Source organism: Williamsia sp. z34 (assembly GCF_059553395.1).
Genome location: NZ_JCANWW010000011.1, coordinates 104775 through 123182 on the forward strand (window position 1 = coordinate 104775; position 18408 = coordinate 123182).

An 18408-nucleotide genomic window follows, 5' to 3' on the forward strand; every position below is an offset into this window, starting at 1 on the left:
GAGCGGGCTAGCGGGCTTTCCACTCCGGCGGACGTCGGCTGAAGAAGGCTTCGACGCCTTCACGCATGTCGTCGGACGCGATGATGGTTTCTTTGGCTCGCTCGGTGGCCTGCCATCCCGCGACATCGGCCTCCGCGGTCTGTTCGGCCAGTGCCGCCAGCGTCGCCCGCACCGCGACCGGCCCGGACGCATTGATGTCGTCGGCCAGCGTCAGCGCATCGGTCAGCGCCTGTCCGGGCTCACTGACGACGTTGACCAGACCCAGGTCGAAGGCTCGTTGCGCAGTCAATCCGGTGCCGGTGATCAGCAACTGTTTGGCGATGTTCAGCGGAAGCGAGCGGGTGACCCGGAACAGGGCGCCCGATGTCGCCACCAGGCCACGGCGGCTTTCCGGGAGGGCCATCGTCGCGGTCGTCGCGGCGACGATCAGATCGCACGCCAGCGCGATCTCCAATCCGCCACCCAGGCAGGGACCCTCGACGGCCGCGATCAGGGGTTTGACCCGCTTGCGCCTGATCACGCCGTATTCACCGCCGCGGTCGGTGTGGGCGCCGACTCCCTCGCGTAGGTCGGTGCCCGCACAGAACACCTTGGGGGTGCCGGTGATGATCCCGGTCCACAATTCGTCGTCATCGTCGAGACGGTCCAGAGCGGCACTGATCCCGAACGCCATCTCGACATTGATCGCGTTGCGTTTCTCTTCGCGCTCGAGGCGGACGATCAGCGTTCGCCCCTGGACTTCTTCACGAATAGGCATCCACAGAACGTATCAATCCGGGCCTACACCGGACACGAGATCGCCGGCGCACCCGAAAGTCTCGGTGCGCCGGCGATGTCGTGGAGCGTTGTCGTCAGATGGGCAGCTTCAGTCCGGGGTTCTCCGCGTAGACCTCGGTGATCAGGGACATGTCGAACAGTTGGTCGGCGCTGATCTCGTAGCCGGCCTTGGACAGGGCCTCGAGGTTGAGGTCGATCATCGTCGGTGACATGGTCAGCAGACCATTGGCCTTGGTCTCGTCGGAGACGATCAGCAGGTTCTGTGCCTCGGCTTCCAGCGTCTGCTCACCGACCTCGAGTCCGAGGTCCTTGCCGTACTTGGTCACCGCCAGCTCGGCGGATTTTGCCGGGTCGGCAACTGCGTCGTACCAGCCCTGGATATCTGCCTTGAGGAAGGCCTTGAGCTTGTCGCGTTCGTTGTCGATTGTTTCCTGGCGCACCACAAGCGTTTCGGCGACGAGCGGCAGATTGAAATCGGCGAATAGGAAGTTGGAGTTCGGGAATCCACTCGCGGCCAGGGTGATCGGTTCGTTGGTCACATATGACACCCAGCCGTCCACCTCGCCGGTGGTCAGTGGTGTGGGGTCGTACTGGACGGTGATCTTCTGGACGTCGGAGTCGGTCATCCCGTTGGCGGTCAGCAGAGCCTTGAAGACATTCTCGTTGGACGCCTGCACTCCGATCTTCTTGCCCTTCATATCTTCTGGCGACAGAATGGGCGACTTCTCGCTGGAGACGATGCAGAAGGGGTTTTTCTGGAAGGTCGCGGCGATGGTCTTGAGCGCGGCGCCCTGCAGGATGACCGGTGCGGTCAACTGCGGTGCGGACATACCGATCCACACCTTGTTGGCCGTCAGGCCCGTCTCGACGCCGGTGCCCGGACCACCACCGGTGATGAGTTCGGGTGTTCCGAGTCCGGCCGCCTCGTAGTAGCCGTTCTCGATCGCGAAGTACTCACCGGCGAACTCGATGTTCTTCTGCCAGGACAGCTGGACCTTCGGGTTGGTGGTGCTGCCTCCCTTGCTGTCGCTGCCACCGGAGCTGCAGGCGGCCAGCAGGCCGGCACTGCCCACAGCGCCGCCGGCGATCATGGAGTACCGAAGAAACGATCGGCGGTCGAACGTGTAGGCCATGTGTTGACTCCTTGGTTGTGATTGCTCGACGCTGACGTTAGGGCGGTTCGGTTTCCGGCGTATTTCCGGCGCGAATTGGATTGTTACAAAAGACCTTTGCCGCGAACTGAGCTCAGGTTGTCTTGGTGCCCATCTGGGCGAGGACGAGCTTTTCGGCGACGCCGACCAGCGCATACAACACAATCGATGCGACCGTGATGACCAGTACCGATGCCCACAACTCGTTGTAGGCCGCCGCGGGTAGTGCCTGTTGTAGCGTCGCGCCGAGGCCCTTGTTGGTGCCGAGCCATTCGGCGACGGTCGCGCCGATCATGGCGCCCGGCACCGAGACCTTCGCGGCGGCGAACAGTGCCGGTACCGCCGAGGGCAGCGATGCCATCCGCATGGCGGTCAAACGTGTTCCGCCATAGGCGATGATGACGTCGTTGATCTGCCGTGGGGCGTTGGCCAGGCCGGTCATGATCATCACCAATGCCGGGAAGAACACCACGATGCCGCCCATCACCGCGACGACTGCCACGCCGCGGCCGACCACCAGCGTGATCAGCGGGGTCATCGCCACCAGGGGCACCGACCGCAACAGCATTGCGATGGGCATGAAGGTCTGGGCCACCGGACGGAACATCACGAACAGGGCCGCGGCGACGATGGCCGCGCTCATACCGCAGACGAAGCCGATTCCGGCGTCCTTCAACGTGATCTGGAGGTTGTCCATGATCTCGGCCCGGTCGGTCGCCGAGGTCGGTTCGGTGAACAGATAGTGGAAGACGTCGACCGGGGTCTTGCCGATGATGGGCCCGATGTCGGGGAAGGCCAGCAGGAACAGCCACCAGATCACCAGGATCAGGATGAACGAGATGACCAGGGAGCCGACGAACTTGGCGATCTCCCAGGTGATCGCCTTGGCGTTGCCCGAGTTCGCCCGGTCCGCAGCATCGGCGGGGACCGGTGCCGACGGGGGAGCGGTGGTGGTGGCGGTCATTTGGTCCCTGCCATTCCGGTGCTGTAGCGGGTGACGTAGACGGAGATGACGGCGACGATCCCATAGCCGATGCCGGCCACTGCGCCGGTGAGCAGGGCGATCGCCCACACGGCCGGGATGTCACCGGCCTGTTGGGAGATGATCAGCGCTGGGCCGGCGCCCTTTTCGGGCATTGCCAGGAACTCCCCGAGTACCGCACCGAGGACGGCGGCGGGGGCCGCGATCTTCAATGCGGCGAAGGTCGAGGGAAGCGCGGAGACGATCCGGACCCGGACCAGCTGGGCGATTGTGCCCCCGCCGTACACCTTCACCAGGTCGAGGCTGGCCTGATGCGGTGATCGAAGTCCGGACAGTGTGCCGATCATGGTCGTGAAGAAGACCGAGATGGCGGCCAGGAAGACGATCATCGTCTGGACCTCGGCAAACGCGACCTGGACGATGGGTGCCACCGCGATGATCGGTGTGCAGTAGCTGATGATGGCCAATTGGGTTGCGACGCCTTCGATCAGCGGGATGATCACGACCAGCAGGGCCAGTCCGATCGCCAGCACATTGCCCCACATGAAGCCGCGCAGGGACAGTTCGACGGTCGGGCCGAAGTTGTTGACGTAGTAGTCCAGGCCCTTGTCGTTGATGGTCTCGATCACGGCCCACGGTGTGGGGATGGTGCCCTTGAACCACTCGAAGTGCCCGGCCATCGACCAGAGGAGCAGTACCGCGACGATGCCGATCACCCCGGCACCCCACCGTTTTCCGGCGAGCTGCGCACGGTCGGCGAACTGGGTCCCAGCCGGACGTCGCTGCGCGGTCAGGGTGCTCACGCCACCCCCGCCGATCCCTTGCTGCCGAACAGGAGACCACTGAGGTGGTCGTGCAGGGCATGGAACTCGGGTGTGCGCATCATGTCCGGCACCCGCGGGCGGGGCAGGTCGATGGTGACGGTCTCGAGGATGGTGCCCGGCCGCGGACTCATCACGGCCACGACGTCGGACAGGAACACCGCTTCGCCGATGCCGTGGGTGACCATCAGCGTGGTTGCCGGTTTCTCCGTCCAGATGCGAAGGAGTTCGATGTTGAGCCGCTGCCGGGTCATGTCGTCGAGCGCGCCGAACGGTTCGTCGAGAAGCAGTGCGGTCGGTTTGACGACCAGGGCGCGCGCGATCGACACCCGCTGACGCATACCGCCGGACAGCGTCGCCGGTTTTGCCTTCTCGAAGCCCTTGAGTCCGACCAGTTCGATCAGGTCACTGATGGCCTCCTTGTCGACCGGCATCCCGGCGACCTGCAGGGGAAGCTTGATGTTCGCTTCCACGCTGCGCCACGGCAGGAGCGCGGAGTCCTGAAAGGCGATACCGAGTTCGTGCTGGGATTGGAGCTCTTTGGGGGACAGGCCGTTCATCAGCGCGGTGCCGGCGGTGGCATCTTCGAGTCCGGCGAGGATCCGCAGCACCGTTGACTTTCCACACCCGGACGGACCCAGCAAGGACAGGAACGCACCCTCGGAGGTCTGCAGGTCCACATCGTGCAGCGCGGTCACCGATGATCCGCCACGTAGGCCGCTGGACTTGAACTCTTTGGTCAGCCCGGATATGTCGATTCCGGTCCCCAAAGGGCGGCTTTTTGTGGCGGCGACGGACGGTTGTACGTCCGTCTGTGTTGCTCCCGTGGAGTCGGCAGGGCTCATATTCGGGGACGTTAGGCCGCTCTGGTTTCTTCTGGATTACGTCGGCGTTACTGCGCACGTACCTACAGCAGCCGCCGCACGACGGCAATGTCATCATCGACAGACCGGGGTTACTCGGGGTGAGGACCATCGCGGCGAGTTCGGGGTCGTCAGGGGAGAGGACTGTGCGAAGTGTTTGACGGACTACAGGCAAGTGCGGACCTGGCGTCAGTGCCGACCGCGCCGGGCCCCGGCAGGCCGCATGCGATGCCGCGATGACGGCCCCGAAGGCAGACCCCCGCGTGGTGATCATCGGTGCCGGGGTCGCCGGCATCGCGACCGCCTACACCCTGCAGAAGGCCGGGTTCTGCAATTTCACGATTCTGGAGAAGGGCACTGACGTCGGTGGTGTCTGGCATTGGAATCGCTACCCGGGGCTGACCTGCGACGTGCCGTCGCAGATCTACCAGTTCTCGTTCGCTCCCAATCCGGACTGGTCGCAGATATGGGCCGATGGGGACGAGATCCAGCGCTATCACCGCGACGTCGTCGACCGTTTCGGGCTGGACGAGTACCTGCGCTTGAATACCGAGGTGGTCGAGGCCCGCTACGACGCGTCCGGCGGCCGGTGGCATGTCACGACCGACGATGGTGCGACTGAGGTCGCCGACTTCGTCATCTGTGCCACCGGGGTCCTGCATCATCCTGCGATTCCGGATATTCCCGGACTGCAGTCCTTTTCGGGTACCACCGTGCACACTGCCCGCTGGGATGACGACCTCGTCACCGCAGGCAGGTCGATTGCGGTGATCGGCACCGGATCCACCGGTGTGCAGGTCGTGTCCGCCCTGCAGCCTTCTGCCGCCCGGCTGATCCACTTCGTCCGCTCACCCCAGTGGATCATGTGGGCGCCGATGCGATTACCGCAGCCGGCGGTGTTGGCGACAGTCTTGGCGAAATACCCCGGATTCCACGATTCCGTGCATCGTCAGTTGCTCTGGGCTTCAGGGATTCTGGCCGATGTCGTCACCAAACCGTCGTGGCGACGGCGATTGGTACAAGTTTATGCTCGGTGGTCGCTGCGAGCGCAGGTACGCAACCGTTCGTTACGCGAGGACCTGACCCCGGATCATCAGCCACTCTGCAAACGGCAGGTCCTGTCGGGCAGCTACTACAAGGCGATCACTGCCGCCAACACGGAATTGGCCTCCGACGCCATCGCAGAGATCACCCCGGACGGAATCCTCATGGAATCCGGGACACACCACGATGTGGACGTGATCGTTCTCGCCACGGGATTCAAGGCACACAACTATATGCGGCCCATGCGCATCGAGGGTCGCGATGGCATCACCTTGGACGAAGCGTGGGCCGACGGCCCGCGCGCGTACCGGATGACCGCCATACCGGGGTTCCCCAACCTGTTCACCGTGCTCGGCCCCAACTCACCAACGGGCTCGATATCCCTGCAGTACACGGCCGAACTCACCGCTCGTTACATCACTCGATGGCTGGAGCGGTTCAGGGACAACGAAATCACGGCGGTGGAGGTCACCGAGTCGGCCACCGATCGGTTCAACCGGGAAGTCGCGGACGCGATGGGCCCCACGGTCTGGAACACCGGATGCAATTCCTGGTATTTCACGGACAACGGGGCCATCGATCTGTGGCCCTTCGACCGCGCCACGTTGACCCGGATGCTCACCGCTCCGGACGAGGGCGACTACTTCCTCCGCCGGCCCTCGAAAGTGGTGGATTCTGGCGATCTTTCGCCCGGGTGAGGCACACCAGAACTCCACCGCTTTCGGGTCGGGATCAGCCTTTGATGGCTTCGATCCACTTCACGCGCGCCCCGGTGCGCAAGACGTTGCGCTGATAGATGCGCGCCGCGAACCAGGCGGCCACCGCGCAGGCGATGATCATCAACACCACGGTGCCGATGATCTGGAACATCGACGCATCGCCGGTGGCAATGCGGATCGGCATGATGGACGCCGAGAACGGCGGAATCCAGGCCAGGACCTGCATGAGTGTGCTGTCGAGGGCACTGATGCCGAAGGCCGCCGCATAAACGACGGCCATCGCGAGAATCGTCAACGGTGCCGAACTCGATCCGAGTTCTTCCTGCCGCGAGACCACCGCGCCGGTGGCGGCGTAGAGCGTGGCGAAGAACAGGAACCCGAGGACGAACCAGACCAGCACCGCAACGAACATGGACCCGGCAGCTGCCGGAACGTCGAGCAACCCCGTTGCCAGCGCGGTGATCAACGCGCTTCCGCCGAGCACGATCACCTGGGCGAACGCCATGGCACCGATGCCGATGATCTTGCCCCACAACAGGTGCAGCGGCTTGATCGTGGCCAGGAGAATCTCGACGACCCGTGAGGTCTTTTCCTCGACGACACCGCCGGCGACCATCCCGCCGCCTTGCAGGACCGCGAACATCAGCAGCGACATACCGGTCAGCGCGACCGCGATGCGTTGTCCTTCATCCGGTTTGGCGGGTTTGGTCTCGGTGACGGTGAGAGATGAGTCGGCGCTGATCTGCGAGAGGTCGACATTCTCCTCTGCCAGGGCCTTGGTCAGCCCGTCCTGGCTGACGGCAGTTCGTAAGACGCCTTCGAGTGTGCCGTCGAGATCATCTTTGGTGATGGCCTCGTAGTTGTTCCCCGATCCGGGGACCAGGGCGACCTCGACGTCACCGTCCTCGGCCTGCTGCCGGGCTTCGTCGACGTTGCCGATCGGAATGATCTCGATCTTCTCGCCGGAGGCGTCCCCGATCGCAACGATGGTCTGCGAGATCTGCGGGTCGTCCCCGACCAGACCCACTTTCGTGGCCTTTGAGTCGCCGGTGAAGATCGAGAGCACGATGATGCCGGCCACGATCACCACGAGCAGCAGCACATTGGTGACGACAAACGATTTGGTCGCGGCGCGCGTGGTGATCTCGCGACCGGCGACCAGTCGGATCGCCCGCCCGGCACCGAGCCGATGTGCGTCCGAGGCTGCCGAATTGTTTTCTTTTGCAGAGTCTTTTGTCATCACGCCTTTACCACCTCGCGGAACAGTTCGGTCAGGTCGGGTTTGGAGACGGCGAAGTGTGTCACCGGGCCAGTGCTCAACGCGGTGGTGAGCACTGCCTGCTCGTCGCCCTCGGGCGTCATCGTGACAGTTGTCGTGCTGCCGTTGTGGTTGCTGCTCTGCACGCCGGGGATCTGATCGGCCCACCCCGGTGGTGCCTGCGGCGCCACGACGTCGAGCCGGATGTCGCCGGCCGAACGCAGGTCATCGACGGTGCCGAGGGCTCGCATCGTGCCCTTGCTGATGATGCCCACGCGGTCACAGAGTCGTTGGACGAGCTCGAGTTGGTGACTGGAGAAGATGACCGGAACGCCCTGTGCGGCTTTTTCTTCGAGCACCTCGCTCATCACATCGACCGCAACCGGGTCCAGCCCTGAGAAGGGCTCGTCGAGGACGAGCACATCTGGATCGTGGACCAGTGCTGCAGCCAACTGGACGCGCTGCTGGTTGCCCAGACTCAGGTTGTTGACGTCATCGTTGATGCGCTCGGCGATTCCCAGACGCTCGACCCAACGTTCCACCTGGCGGTCGGCCTCACGGCGGGACAGCCCGTGCAGCTGGGCGAAGAACGAAAGCTGCTTGCCGACCTTCATCTTCGGGTAGAGCCCTCGCTCTTCGGGCATGTATCCGATGCGGCGCCGGGTGTCGAGGTCGATGGGGGAGTCGCCCAGCAGGACGCGCCCCGAGTCGGCGGACAGGACGCCGAGGATGATGCGCATCGTGGTCGACTTACCGGCACCGTTGGATCCGACAAACCCGAAGATCTCACCGGGGGCCACCGTGAAGCTCATGTTGTCCAGGGCGGTGAGCGATCCGTATCGTTTGGTCAATCCATCGACGATCAACGGGTCTGTCATGTATCCAATCCTTCTGTTGTGGCGACGTTCCGGGCCTCGGGCAGGTGTGCATGCATATCGTCCGGAAGATCGTAGACGGCGTAGTCCTCCGGGTCGGGATCGTTGAGCCACCACGCGAGCAGACAGGTGGGAAGGCAGGTCCCGGCCACCAGTAGGACGATCAGCAGGGTGCCCGCGCCGTAGACCACCTGGCCACTGACACTGTCGCCGACGGAGACCACGATAAGCACCAGGTAGGGGATGAACATGGTCACCCAGAGTGCGGTGTAAGCGAGTGAGCGCGCCGCGTTGCGGGTGGCCAACTGGATTTCGTCGAGCGATCCTGCGGGTGCATCGCTGACGTTCAAGGTGATCGCCCGCAAGATGTACAGGACCGGCAGGAAGACAAGGCAGATCAGCACGATGTACGGCAGCCCGAACCAACTGGTGAAAAAGGCGGCAATGCTGCACGCGAGGACCAGTATCCAGGTGATGATCAGCGCGATGACAAATCGTCTGGCGGAGCGGCGATTACGCCAGCGGGGAAAGCGGGTGCCCCAGCGGCGCAGGAACTTCTCATGACTCCTGGCCTGCCACGACTCGTAACCACGCCACCAGCCGGGCTTCGCCGATTCCGGGATCGGGGAGTTCGGATGGTTCATCGTGCCCCTCCATTGTCGTTGCGGTACAACTGTTCTGACATCGCGCTGAACTCGTGTCGGCTGAACACCGCCTCCACCGGAAGGTGGAAGACATCGCAGATGCGAAATGCCAGATCGAGGCTGGGGTAGTTGTCACCACGTTCGAGCGATCCGATGGATTGAACGTTGACACCCACCAGTTCAGCGAGCTGTGCCCGAGACATCCGCCGCTCGGCGCGTAGCACGCCGATGCGGTTGTATATCGGCAGATGTCCTGCCTTCTTGACCGGGCTCACACGTCATAGTGTTGTGAAAACACAACAATCTGTCAATTTGGGGGATGTTTTGTTGCCAGAATCAACCGAGAAGTTCTTTTACGACCCGGGCTGCCTCGCGTCCGGCCCGGTTGGCGCCGATGGTCGATGCCGAAGGGCCGTAGCCGAGTAGTTGCAGGTGCGGCAAGGCTGCAACCACGGTTGCCAGACGTCCCGTCATGACGATTCCACCCCCGGGCGCCCGTAGTCGCAGTGGCGCCAGATGGTCGAGTGCACTGCGGAATCCGGTACACCAGAGGATGACGTCGACATCCAGATGCTGCCGTGCCTCGCCCTCGATCTCGCAGTCCCAACAGACTCCGTCGGGCGTGATACGCGTGAACATCGGCCGCCAGTCCAGGATGCCGTCGGCCTGTGCGGCCCGGATCGAGTCGGTGACCGGAAGCCCGGTCACCGACACCACGGAACCCGGTGGCAACCCGGCCCGTACCCGCTTCTCGACCCGGGCCACCGCCTCGCGGCCACGGTCCGGGGAGAACGGTTCGTCGCTGAACCGGGGTTCGGTGCGGCTGCACCAGAATGTCTGGACCCCCTCGGCGTTACGGGCGATCTCGATGAGGAGCTGAACTGCGGAGATGCCGGCTCCCACCACCAGTACCCGCTTGCCTGCGAAGTCGGTGGGGCGTTGGTAGTCGTGGGTGTGCAGTTGGGTGCCGGTGAACGTTTCGATGCCGGGGACATACGGGACGAAGGGCCGGTCCCAGGTGCCGGTCGCATTGATGATGGTGCGCGCGATGATGTCGTGTCCGTCGGCGGTGGACACTCGGAACCGGTCATCCTGGCGCGAGACCGATCGGACGTCGACCGGCCGGTGGATGTCCAGTCCGAACTTCTCCTCGTACTGGCCGAAGTAGTCCCGGACCGCGGTGGAGGCGGGCCACTGATCGCACTCCATGCCCAATGCCTCCGACAGGCCCAGCCCCGGTAGGTCGTGGACACCATTCGTTCCGGCCAAAGTCAGTGTCGGCCAGCGGAATTGCCAAGCCCCACCGGGGCCGGGGGAGTGATCGACCATCAGTGTCCGGGGCAGCAGCCCGAACTTGCCGAGGTAGTGGCCGGCGGACAGTCCGGCCTGCCCGCCGCCGATGACCAGGACGTCGGTCTCGGTGGAATCGCCGAAGGGGTTAGCGGTCACCATCGAACAGTAGCGGTACGCTGACCTGATGATTGGGACCAGCCGAGACGGCGACGTGCTGACCATCGAACTGCAGCGTGAGCAGCAACGGAATGCGTTGAACCACGAAATGGTCGAGGCGTTGGCGCAAGCATTGACCGACGCCGCCGATTCAGGTGCGCGGGCTGTGATCCTGACCGGTGCGGGCAGTGTTTTCTGCGCCGGCGCCGATCTCTCCGGTCCGGTCTACGAGCAGTCGTTCCTCGACAAGCTGTTGGCGACGTTGCGGCTGATCGAGGACATTCCGATGCCGGTGATCGCCGCCCTCAACGGCCCGGCACTCGGGGCCGGACTGCAGTTGGCGCTCGCCGCGGATCTGCGGGTGATGGCACCGTCGTCGTCCTGTGCCGTTCCGGCTGCGAAAATCGGTGTGACGGTGGATGAATGGACGATCAAGCGCCTGGTCTCGCTGGTCGGTGCCGGGGATGCCGCGGGGATTCTGCTCGGTTGTGAATCGATGAGTGCCGAACGGGCCCACGTGGTCGGATTCGCCAACCGCATCGGTGATCTCGGGGAGGCGCAGCGGTGGGCTGCGATGATCGCAACGCTTGCGCCCCTGACGCTTCGGCATTACAAGCTGGTCCTGGGCGACGACGGTGCGCGCGATGAACCCCCGGCCGAGCACGTCGCGGCGATGGTGCTGGCGTGGCAGAGCAACGACATGGCCGAAGGCCGCGCGGCGCGGGCCGAAAGACGCCCGCCCATCTTCACAGGTAGCTGAAGAGCTGCATCGGTTCGGCCGGGCCGGCATGTTCATGGTCGGACATTTCCCCCACATCACGGTCTTGGAAGAGATCAGCCGCGACTGTTCGCAGGCCGGCGGCGGCGACTGATTTCCGGTGTCGTCGCCCCCGATGGAATGCCGACGGGGTGGGTCTTGTTGGACCACCAAGTGCCCATCAGAGTGCGAGTCGACGACGACGAAGGGATTCACATGTCAAAGATCGCCATCATCGGAGGTCATGGAAAGATCGCGCGGAAGCTGGCGAAACTCCTGACCGGCGAAGGCCATGAGGTCAGTGCGTTGATCCGCAACCCCGACCAGTCCGATGACATCCGGGCAACCGGTGCACAACCGGTCATTGCCGATATCGAAAACCTGACGACGGATGAGATCGGCGAGGTCATCAAGGGTAACGACGCCGTCGTGTTCTCCGCCGGTGCCGGTGGCGGAAGTCCCGAGCGCACGTACGCGGTCGATCGCGATGCTGCGATACGCAGTATCGACGCCGCCCTGAAGGTGGATGTGCCGCGATTCGTGATGGTCTCGTACTTCGGTGCGGGCCCCGATCATGGTGTACCGGAAGATAATCCATTCTTCGCATACGCGGAGTCGAAGGCGCAGGCCGATGAGTACCTGCGCAAGACCACACTGCTGTGGACGATTGTCGGCCCGAGCACGCTGACCGACGAGCCCGGCACCGGGCGTATCGCGACGAAGGAACGTGGCGCCGAGCGTGACGATGTCAGCCGCGACGATGTCGCCGCGGTCATCGCTGCAGTTCTCGAGACGCCGTCGAGTGTCGGTACGACGATCGAGTTCGTCAACGGCGAGACTCCGATCGCCGACGCGGTCAAGGGCGTCTGACCGGCACGAACCAAGACTGAACGGCCGAGATTCGGGGGTTGTGGTTTCCGCCAACCCCCGAATCTGCCGTACCGGGATTTTTCGGGCCTGGCTACTGCACGTCGTCCATGCTCTTGCCGACATCTGCCAATGTCATCGGCTGCGGGTATTCACCGGTGAACTTGTAGACCGGCATGTCGCAGCGGTAGGAACCCTGATCCGGTCCGAAATCGGGCGCGATCCAACCGTCGGGCTCGGCTTCGGCGACGTTGAAGCAGGGCGACGGAGGAACCGGCTCGGCGAGGTTGCGCGCGGTGTGCAGCCCGCCTCCGGTCCATGCGGTTTCTGCCTTGGCGGTGTTGTAGATGCAGGTGCGGGTCAGATCATCGCCACAGCTCGCCGCGGCCTTGGCGAACAGCAACCACGATGACATCGCGCGGATGGACGGCAACGTCAGGTTCGCGTCCGGCGCGTACTGTTCGTACAGCGCCAGCAGATCCTGCATCGCCGGTTCGTCGCTGTTGAGCGGCAGATTGCCACCGAGATCGAGGTAGTTGTTCTGGAAATCGATCGACGTCCCGGCGAGTTCGATGAATTCCGGCCCGTAGGCGTTGTTGTTGGTGTCGATCCAGTCCAGTTTGTAATCCATTCCGGTCAAGACGGTTTCGAGCTTGGCCAGCTGCCGGAAGTCACCGTAGAACATCAGGCCCTTGACGCCCTTGCTCTTGATCGCCTGTGCATACGGGGTCCAATCGGACACGCCCATCGCCGGGTACAGGTCGTTGTAGACGAATGTTGCACCGGCGGCCTCCATGGCCTCGACGGCCTGGGCCCCGAGGACCTTCGTGACAGGGGAGTCACCGTTGACGAAGCCGATCGCGCCTTTCGATTCCGGATAGGCGTCGTTGATCAGCCAGCTCCGGAATCCGTAATACGGGTCATATCCCGGGGTGAGACTGGGATCGGCACTGATCTCGAGGTCGGAACCGGCCGAGGTGAGCTGCGCAACCTGCGCCGGGAAGCTCGGCAGCAGACAGTTCAGACGTTCCTTGACACCGAGGCCGTCCAGGCCGCTACCGCCACCGACCAGTACGAAGTCCTCGCTGCAGGCGGTCACCATCTGCTGGCGGGCCTCCATGAACTTGGCGTCTCGGGTGTTGGCGACGATCTTGCGACCGTTGATACCGCCCTGGTCGTTACACCAGGATGTGAAGACCTTCGCCGCGTTCACGAATTCGGGGTTCTGGGTGAATCCCAGGTCGGTGAAGACCCCCACCTGGATCTCGGTGTCGGTGACGCCCTGGGTGGGTGAGCCTGCGGCCGAACCGGATTGGCACACGTCCGTCAGGTCGCCGAAACCGGACGAGACGGTATCGCCGGACGCGCCCGCGGTTCCGCCGCCGCCACCATCGCCGTCTCCGCCATCATCTCCGCTGCGATCACTGCATCCGGCGACCAGCAGCACGGTCGCCATCGCTACGACAAGTATGCGATGTGTTCTCAACTGACATCCTCCTCCAACGGACCCCCGATCCGATCTCCTGATGGCTCGGGTGTCAGGGTGTGGCCAGGTCCAGATGACCCGTACTGCCCGAGCCGCGTTCTTCCGGCGCCGATGGTTCCTACCCCCGACTTCGGGATGGACGTGCCGCCGGCTGCGGAAGGACCGACCGGGTAGGGCTGTTCTCCTACGCGGGAGTTGGGCTCTTGCAGATCTGCGGAGCATATATGGGACGCCCTCCCGTCGATGCGGGATTCGAAGATTGATCGAATTATTGTTGGGGCACTGGGTAATCCGTGCTGCTGTGTCCGATTTTCCGATTCGGTTGGACGGCGTCGGCAGGTGTGGTCGCGAGCCGCGACCGGGGATTTGGAAAAAACTCCACGATTCTGCTCACATCATCTACTTATGCGTGTAAGTTCAGCCTCGCAGGCAGTTGGCGAGAGTGTCACGCCCCCGCTGAACCCGCCGGCATGAGTGCCTTCAGGGTGCGAAAGGGGTGGTTGATGCCTCTGGTGGTCATCGTCGACCGCTGGGCGAAATCGACTGGGCCGCAAGGTTGATGAGGCGGTCTGCTGTCCGGGCGGTATTTGTGTGACGCCCGCACCTTCTCCGGGGGTGCCGGACGGGGTTTGGGGGGTTCACGGTGTTCGGTGTCCGCGTTCCGGTGGTGCACGGATGCCGTTGCGACCTCGCGTACGTCAAAACAGCCGGCGGGCAATGTCATCGAACCCGAGTGACGTTGCGGCCGAATCGGATTCTTCGCACAATGAGGTGAGCGGATGCAGTCGCCAATGGTGTCGATCAGGTGGGGAATGGGTTGTCGTTTGGCCGCTTTCGCCGATCGTGCGGAATCCTGATGGCCGGGTGGCAGCCCAGTGGCCCCGGCCGGATCGGGGGGTATCGCGGGCCCAGACTCTCCGGTCCGTTCGAATCGGTCGGTGGCCTGTTCATGATGTCGGCAGATGCGGTGAAGTTCCTGTTCCGCAGACCCTTTCAGGGTAAGGAGATGCTCGAACAGTCCTGGTTCGTGGCGCGAATATCGCTGGTTCCCACATTGCTTGTCGCGATTCCGTTCACGGTTCTGGTCAGCTTCACCCTCAACATTCTGCTGCGTGAACTCGGCGCCGCCGATCTGAGCGGTGCCGGCGCGGCCTTCGGTGCGATCACGCAGGTCGGCCCGATGGTCACCGTCCTGATCGTGGCGGGCGCCGGGGCCACCGCCATGTGCGCGGACCTCGGATCGCGGACCATCCGTGAAGAGATCGACGCCATGGAAGTCCTCGGGATCAATCCGGTACAGCGACTGGTGACGCCGCGGATGGTTGCCTCGGGGCTGGTTGCATTGTTGCTCAACAGCCTTGTCTGCATCATCGGCGTGGTTGGGGGCTACGTCTTTTCGGTGTTCGTCCAGAACGTCAATCCCGGTGCCTTCGCATCCGGGATCACGTTGCTGACCGGGATCAACGAGGTCGTCATCTCGTCGATCAAAGCGCTGCTGTTCGGGCTCATCGCAGGTCTGGTGGCGTGCTACCGCGGGCTGACCGTCTCCGGCGGGGCGAAGGCGGTGGGCAATGCGGTCAACGAGACGGTCGTGTATGCGTTCATGGCGTTGTTCGTGGTCAACGTCGTGGTCACCGCGGTCGGCGTCCAGCTGACCGCCGGATGAGGGGGATGTCATGACACCGAGCACGATGTACGGCCGGACGGTGCGGGAACTGAACCGGCCGGTGAAGACGCTCGGGGGAATCGGAGATCACACGATCTTCTATGCGAAGGCACTGGTCGGTTCTCCGCGCGCGGCGTGGCAATACAAACGAGAGACGCTCCGATTGGTCGCCGAGACCAGCATGGGGGCAGGCAACCTCGCGGTGATCGGCGGGACCGTCGTGATCGTCGGGTTCCTGACACTGGCCACCGGCAGCACACTGGCCGTCCAGGGCTATAGCTCGCTGGGTGACATCGGGATCGAGGCGCTGACCGGCTTCCTGTCGGCATTCATCAACGTGCGCATCGCTGCGCCGGTGGTGGTCGGAATCGGGCTCGCCGCCACCTTCGGTGCCGGTGCCACAGCACAATTGGGTGCAATGCGGATCAACGAGGAGATCGACGCCCTGGAGTCCATGGGCATCGACCCGATGAAGTATGTGGTCGGCACCCGGATCATCGCCGGGATGATCGTGCTGGCACCGCTCTACGCGATCGCGCTGACGGCGTCGTTTGTCGCGTGCTGGTTCACCACGGTGGTGATCCTCGGACAATCGTCGGGGCTGTACCAGCACTATTTCTCGACGTTTCTGAACCCGATCGATCTGCTGTGGTCGTTCCTGCAGGCATTCCTGATGGCCTTGATGATCCTCTTGATCCACACGTACTTCGGGTTCTTTGCCAGTGGCGGCCCGGCCGGGGTCGGCGTGGCGGTCGGCAATGCGGTACGGATGTCGTTGATCGCGGTTGTCTCGGTCACCCTGCTCGTCTCGTTGGCCGTCTACGGCTCCAACGGCAACTTCAACCTGTCCGGTTAGGCGAACCGGATGTCGTCAAACGTGCTTCGTCCCTTGGTCGGTCTGGGTTCGGTACTGCTGGTGGTCGTGGTCCTGGTGGTGGCCGTGACGATGTTCCGCGGCGGCTTCACCGAGACCGTTCGCGTCACGGTTCTCTCACCCCGTGCCGGTCTGGTCATGTATCCGGACGCCAAGGTGCAGATGCGCGGTGTCACGGTCGGCCACGTCAGTTCGATCGACACACTGCCCGACGGCCAGGCGTCCATCGAACTCGAGATGAACCCCTCCCAGCTGCCGGACATCCCGGACAACGTTACGGTCGAGATCGCATCATCGACAGTGTTCGGGGCGAAGTTCGTCGAGCTCCTGCCCCCGCAGAACCCTTCGGCGACACCGATGTACGCCGGTCAGGTCCTCGATTCCCGCAGGGTCACAGTAGAACTCAACACCGTCTTCGAACAACTGACGTCCGTGCTGTCCCAGATCGAGCCCGACAAGCTGAACGAAACCCTGGGTGCGATCTCCACGGCGCTGAGTGGACGCGGCGATCAGGTCGGCCAGATGCTGGTGGACTTCGACCGATTCCTCGCTGCCGTCGAACCGGCACTGCCGGCGCTCGAGCGTGACCTCGAGATGGCCCCGGAGGTTCTGCGGACCTACGCCGACTCCGCTCCGGCGTTGGTCACCACCGTCGACAACGCGACCGGTCTGAGTCGGTCGATCGTCGATGAGCAGCAGAACCTGGATGCTTTCCTGGCCAGTGTGATCGGGCTGGCGGACGTGGGGGACCGGGTATTGCGCACCACCGGTCCGTTGCTCGATTCGACGCTGGCGGTCCTCGTCCCGACCCTGGCGCTGACCGACGAATACAACGAGTCCCTGACGTGTTCGCTCGACGGGATGGCGTACCTCGCCGATTCGCAGCCCGTCGATGTACCCGGGCTCGGCCTGTCCGCGAACTTCCTGTGGGGCACCGAGCCGTACAAGTACCCGAACAATCTGCCCAAAATCGCGGCGTCGGGCGGACCACAGTGCCAGGTGCTGCCGGTCGGCTATCAGGAGAAGCCCCCGTTCGTGGTCGCCGACGTCGGCGCGAATCCCTTTGCGGCCGACCGTCGTGGCCTCGAGGTCAACGTCGAGAGCCTGCAGCGCGCATTGTTCGGTCCGATCATGGACGGCCGGACGAGATGAGTGTGCTCCGGAACCCGCAAGCGGTGAAGTTCGGGATCTTCGCAATTGTCATGATCGTGTTGTCGGCATTTCTCGTGGTGGTGTTCGGCGATTTCCGGACCGGTTCGGTCAACAGCTATTCGGCACGCTTCGAGAATGCTTCGGAGCTCGGGCCCGGCGACACCGTCCGGGTCGCCGGGGTCCGGGTGGGAACGGTGGAATCGGTATCCCTGCAGGATGACCACCACGTGAAGGTCACCTTCAATGCCGACCGGAACGTGCATCTGACCGCCGGCACACACGCCAGGGTCAAGTACCTCAACCTCGTCGGGGACCGCTACCTCGATCTTTCCGACGAAGCCGGGTCGACCCGAATGCTGGCGCCTGGTGGTCAGATTCCCGAGGAACAGACGGCGCCGGCACTCGATCTCGATGTTCTGCTCGGCGGCTTGAAGCCGGTCATCGATGGTCTGCGTCCCCAGGAGGTCAACAGTCTGACGTCGTCGCTGCTCGAGATCATGCAGGGCCAGGAGGGGACGGTCGGATCACTGTTCGCCAAGACGTCCTCGTTTGTCTCGACACTGGCGGACGACGGGGTGGTGATCGAGGATCTGATCGACAACCTCAACACGGTGATGGGTACGTTGGCCCGCAGCGGCCCCGAGTTCTCGGCCGCGGTCGAGCGCCTGGACACGCTGGTGGCAGAGTTGGCGCAGCAACGGGATCCGATCGGTTCCGCCATCACGGCACTCGAGACCGGCACCGCAGCGGTGTCCGACCTGCTCACGCAGGCGCGCCGCCCGTTGGCCACCTCGGTCGACGAACTCGCCAGGCTTGCGCCACTGATCGACGACGACAAAGGCCGTCTCGACACGGCACTGCAGAAGGCACCGGAGAACTTTCGGAAGCTGGTGCGGACCGGGACATACGGCAACTTCATCCAGTACTTCATCTGTGCGATCACGGTGCGCGTGACCGATTCGTCGGGCGAGGTCGTGGTGCTGCCGTGGATCGAGCAGACATCCGGGAGGTGCTCGCCCTGAC

18 protein-coding genes are annotated in these 18408 nt (G+C 63.7%); 7 read left to right on the forward strand and 11 right to left on the reverse strand.

Going from position 1 to position 18408, the window contains the following annotated elements:
* Positions 1-7 precede the first annotated feature (7 nt).
* The 5 genes from AC51GT_RS22560 to AC51GT_RS22580 form a co-directional block, all read right to left on the reverse strand.
* On the reverse strand, positions 8-757 hold the full coding sequence (locus AC51GT_RS22560) for an enoyl-CoA hydratase-related protein (protein WP_496330224.1): 750 nt from the start codon (positions 755-757) through the stop codon (positions 8-10).
* A gap of 94 nt (positions 758-851) precedes the next feature.
* Positions 852-1910, reverse strand: a complete 1059-nt coding sequence (locus AC51GT_RS22565) for an ABC transporter substrate-binding protein (protein ID WP_496327304.1) — start codon at positions 1908-1910, stop codon at positions 852-854.
* Between the two features lie 112 nt (positions 1911-2022).
* Positions 2023-2892: an ABC transporter permease gene (locus AC51GT_RS22570; protein WP_496327305.1), complete on the reverse strand. Its 870-nt coding sequence runs from the start codon at positions 2890-2892 to the stop codon at positions 2023-2025.
* The gene (locus tag AC51GT_RS22575) at positions 2889-3590 is read right to left on the reverse strand and encodes an ABC transporter permease (RefSeq protein WP_496327364.1); all 702 of its coding nucleotides are present in this window, start codon (positions 3588-3590) and stop codon (positions 2889-2891) included. The genes AC51GT_RS22570 and AC51GT_RS22575 overlap by 4 nt, the downstream gene beginning before the upstream one ends.
* A 119-nt stretch (positions 3591-3709) precedes the next feature.
* Positions 3710-4576, reverse strand: coding sequence for an ABC transporter ATP-binding protein (locus AC51GT_RS22580; RefSeq protein WP_496330225.1), 867 nt, complete (start codon positions 4574-4576; stop codon positions 3710-3712).
* 254 nt (positions 4577-4830) lie between these two features.
* Here AC51GT_RS22580 and AC51GT_RS22585 point away from each other — a divergent pair, with 254 nt between their 5' ends.
* On the forward strand, positions 4831-6336 hold the full coding sequence (locus AC51GT_RS22585) for a flavin-containing monooxygenase (protein ID WP_496330226.1): 1506 nt from the start codon (positions 4831-4833) through the stop codon (positions 6334-6336).
* Positions 6337-6370: 34 nt separating this feature from the next.
* On the opposite strand, the gene AC51GT_RS22590 is transcribed toward AC51GT_RS22585, so the two are convergent.
* The 5 genes from AC51GT_RS22590 to AC51GT_RS22610 form a co-directional block, all read right to left on the reverse strand.
* On the reverse strand, positions 6371-7597 hold the full coding sequence (locus AC51GT_RS22590) for an ABC transporter permease (protein ID WP_496330227.1): 1227 nt from the start codon (positions 7595-7597) through the stop codon (positions 6371-6373).
* Positions 7597-8493 (reverse strand): ABC transporter ATP-binding protein, encoded by an 897-nt coding sequence (locus AC51GT_RS22595; protein ID WP_496327309.1) that lies wholly within the window; start codon positions 8491-8493, stop codon positions 7597-7599. The genes AC51GT_RS22590 and AC51GT_RS22595 overlap by 1 nt, the downstream gene beginning before the upstream one ends.
* A complete protein-coding gene (locus tag AC51GT_RS22600; protein ID WP_496330228.1) occupies positions 8490-9134 on the reverse strand; it encodes a hypothetical protein in 645 nt (214 codons plus the stop codon). Before AC51GT_RS22600 ends, AC51GT_RS22595 begins: the two co-directional genes overlap by 4 nt.
* On the reverse strand, positions 9131-9409 hold the full coding sequence (locus AC51GT_RS22605; RefSeq protein ID WP_482140074.1) for a helix-turn-helix transcriptional regulator: 279 nt from the start codon (positions 9407-9409) through the stop codon (positions 9131-9133). The genes AC51GT_RS22600 and AC51GT_RS22605 overlap by 4 nt, the downstream gene beginning before the upstream one ends.
* A 61-nt stretch (positions 9410-9470) precedes the next feature.
* Positions 9471-10586 carry an NAD(P)-binding domain-containing protein gene (locus tag AC51GT_RS22610; protein ID WP_496327311.1) on the reverse strand — a complete coding sequence of 372 codons (1116 nt, stop codon included), beginning with the start codon at positions 10584-10586 and terminating at the stop codon, positions 9471-9473.
* A 25-nt stretch (positions 10587-10611) separates the two neighbouring features.
* On the opposite strand from AC51GT_RS22610, the gene AC51GT_RS22615 reads away from it, so the two are divergent.
* Together AC51GT_RS22615 and AC51GT_RS22620 are read left to right on the forward strand one after the other, a co-directional pair.
* A complete protein-coding gene (locus AC51GT_RS22615) occupies positions 10612-11343 on the forward strand; it encodes an enoyl-CoA hydratase (protein WP_496330229.1) in 732 nt (243 codons plus the stop codon).
* A gap of 213 nt (positions 11344-11556) precedes the next feature.
* Positions 11557-12210: an SDR family oxidoreductase gene (locus AC51GT_RS22620; protein WP_496327313.1), complete on the forward strand. Its 654-nt coding sequence runs from the start codon at positions 11557-11559 to the stop codon at positions 12208-12210.
* A 91-nt stretch (positions 12211-12301) separates the two neighbouring features.
* Here the strand turns inward: AC51GT_RS22620 and AC51GT_RS22625 are convergent, their stop codons facing one another.
* Complete coding sequence (locus tag AC51GT_RS22625) at positions 12302-13663, reverse strand: ABC transporter substrate-binding protein (RefSeq protein ID WP_496327365.1); 1362 nt, start codon at positions 13661-13663, stop codon at positions 12302-12304.
* 886 nt (positions 13664-14549) lie between these two features.
* Between AC51GT_RS22625 and AC51GT_RS22630 the strand changes: the two genes are divergently transcribed.
* Genes AC51GT_RS22630 through AC51GT_RS22645 form a run of 4 tightly spaced genes read left to right on the forward strand, consistent with a single transcriptional unit; the run spans position 14550 to position 18407 of the window.
* Positions 14550-15359, forward strand: coding sequence for an MlaE family ABC transporter permease (locus AC51GT_RS22630; RefSeq protein WP_496327314.1), 810 nt, complete (start codon positions 14550-14552; stop codon positions 15357-15359).
* 10 nt (positions 15360-15369) lie between these two features.
* Positions 15370-16215, forward strand: a complete 846-nt coding sequence (locus AC51GT_RS22635; RefSeq protein ID WP_496327315.1) for an MlaE family ABC transporter permease — start codon at positions 15370-15372, stop codon at positions 16213-16215.
* A 9-nt stretch (positions 16216-16224) separates the two neighbouring features.
* Positions 16225-17385 carry an MCE family protein gene (locus AC51GT_RS22640; RefSeq protein ID WP_496330230.1) on the forward strand — a complete coding sequence of 387 codons (1161 nt, stop codon included), beginning with the start codon at positions 16225-16227 and terminating at the stop codon, positions 17383-17385.
* Positions 17382-18407 carry an MCE family protein gene (locus tag AC51GT_RS22645; protein ID WP_496327317.1) on the forward strand — a complete coding sequence of 342 codons (1026 nt, stop codon included), beginning with the start codon at positions 17382-17384 and terminating at the stop codon, positions 18405-18407. Before AC51GT_RS22640 ends, AC51GT_RS22645 begins: the two co-directional genes overlap by 4 nt.
* Position 18408 lies beyond the last annotated feature (1 nt).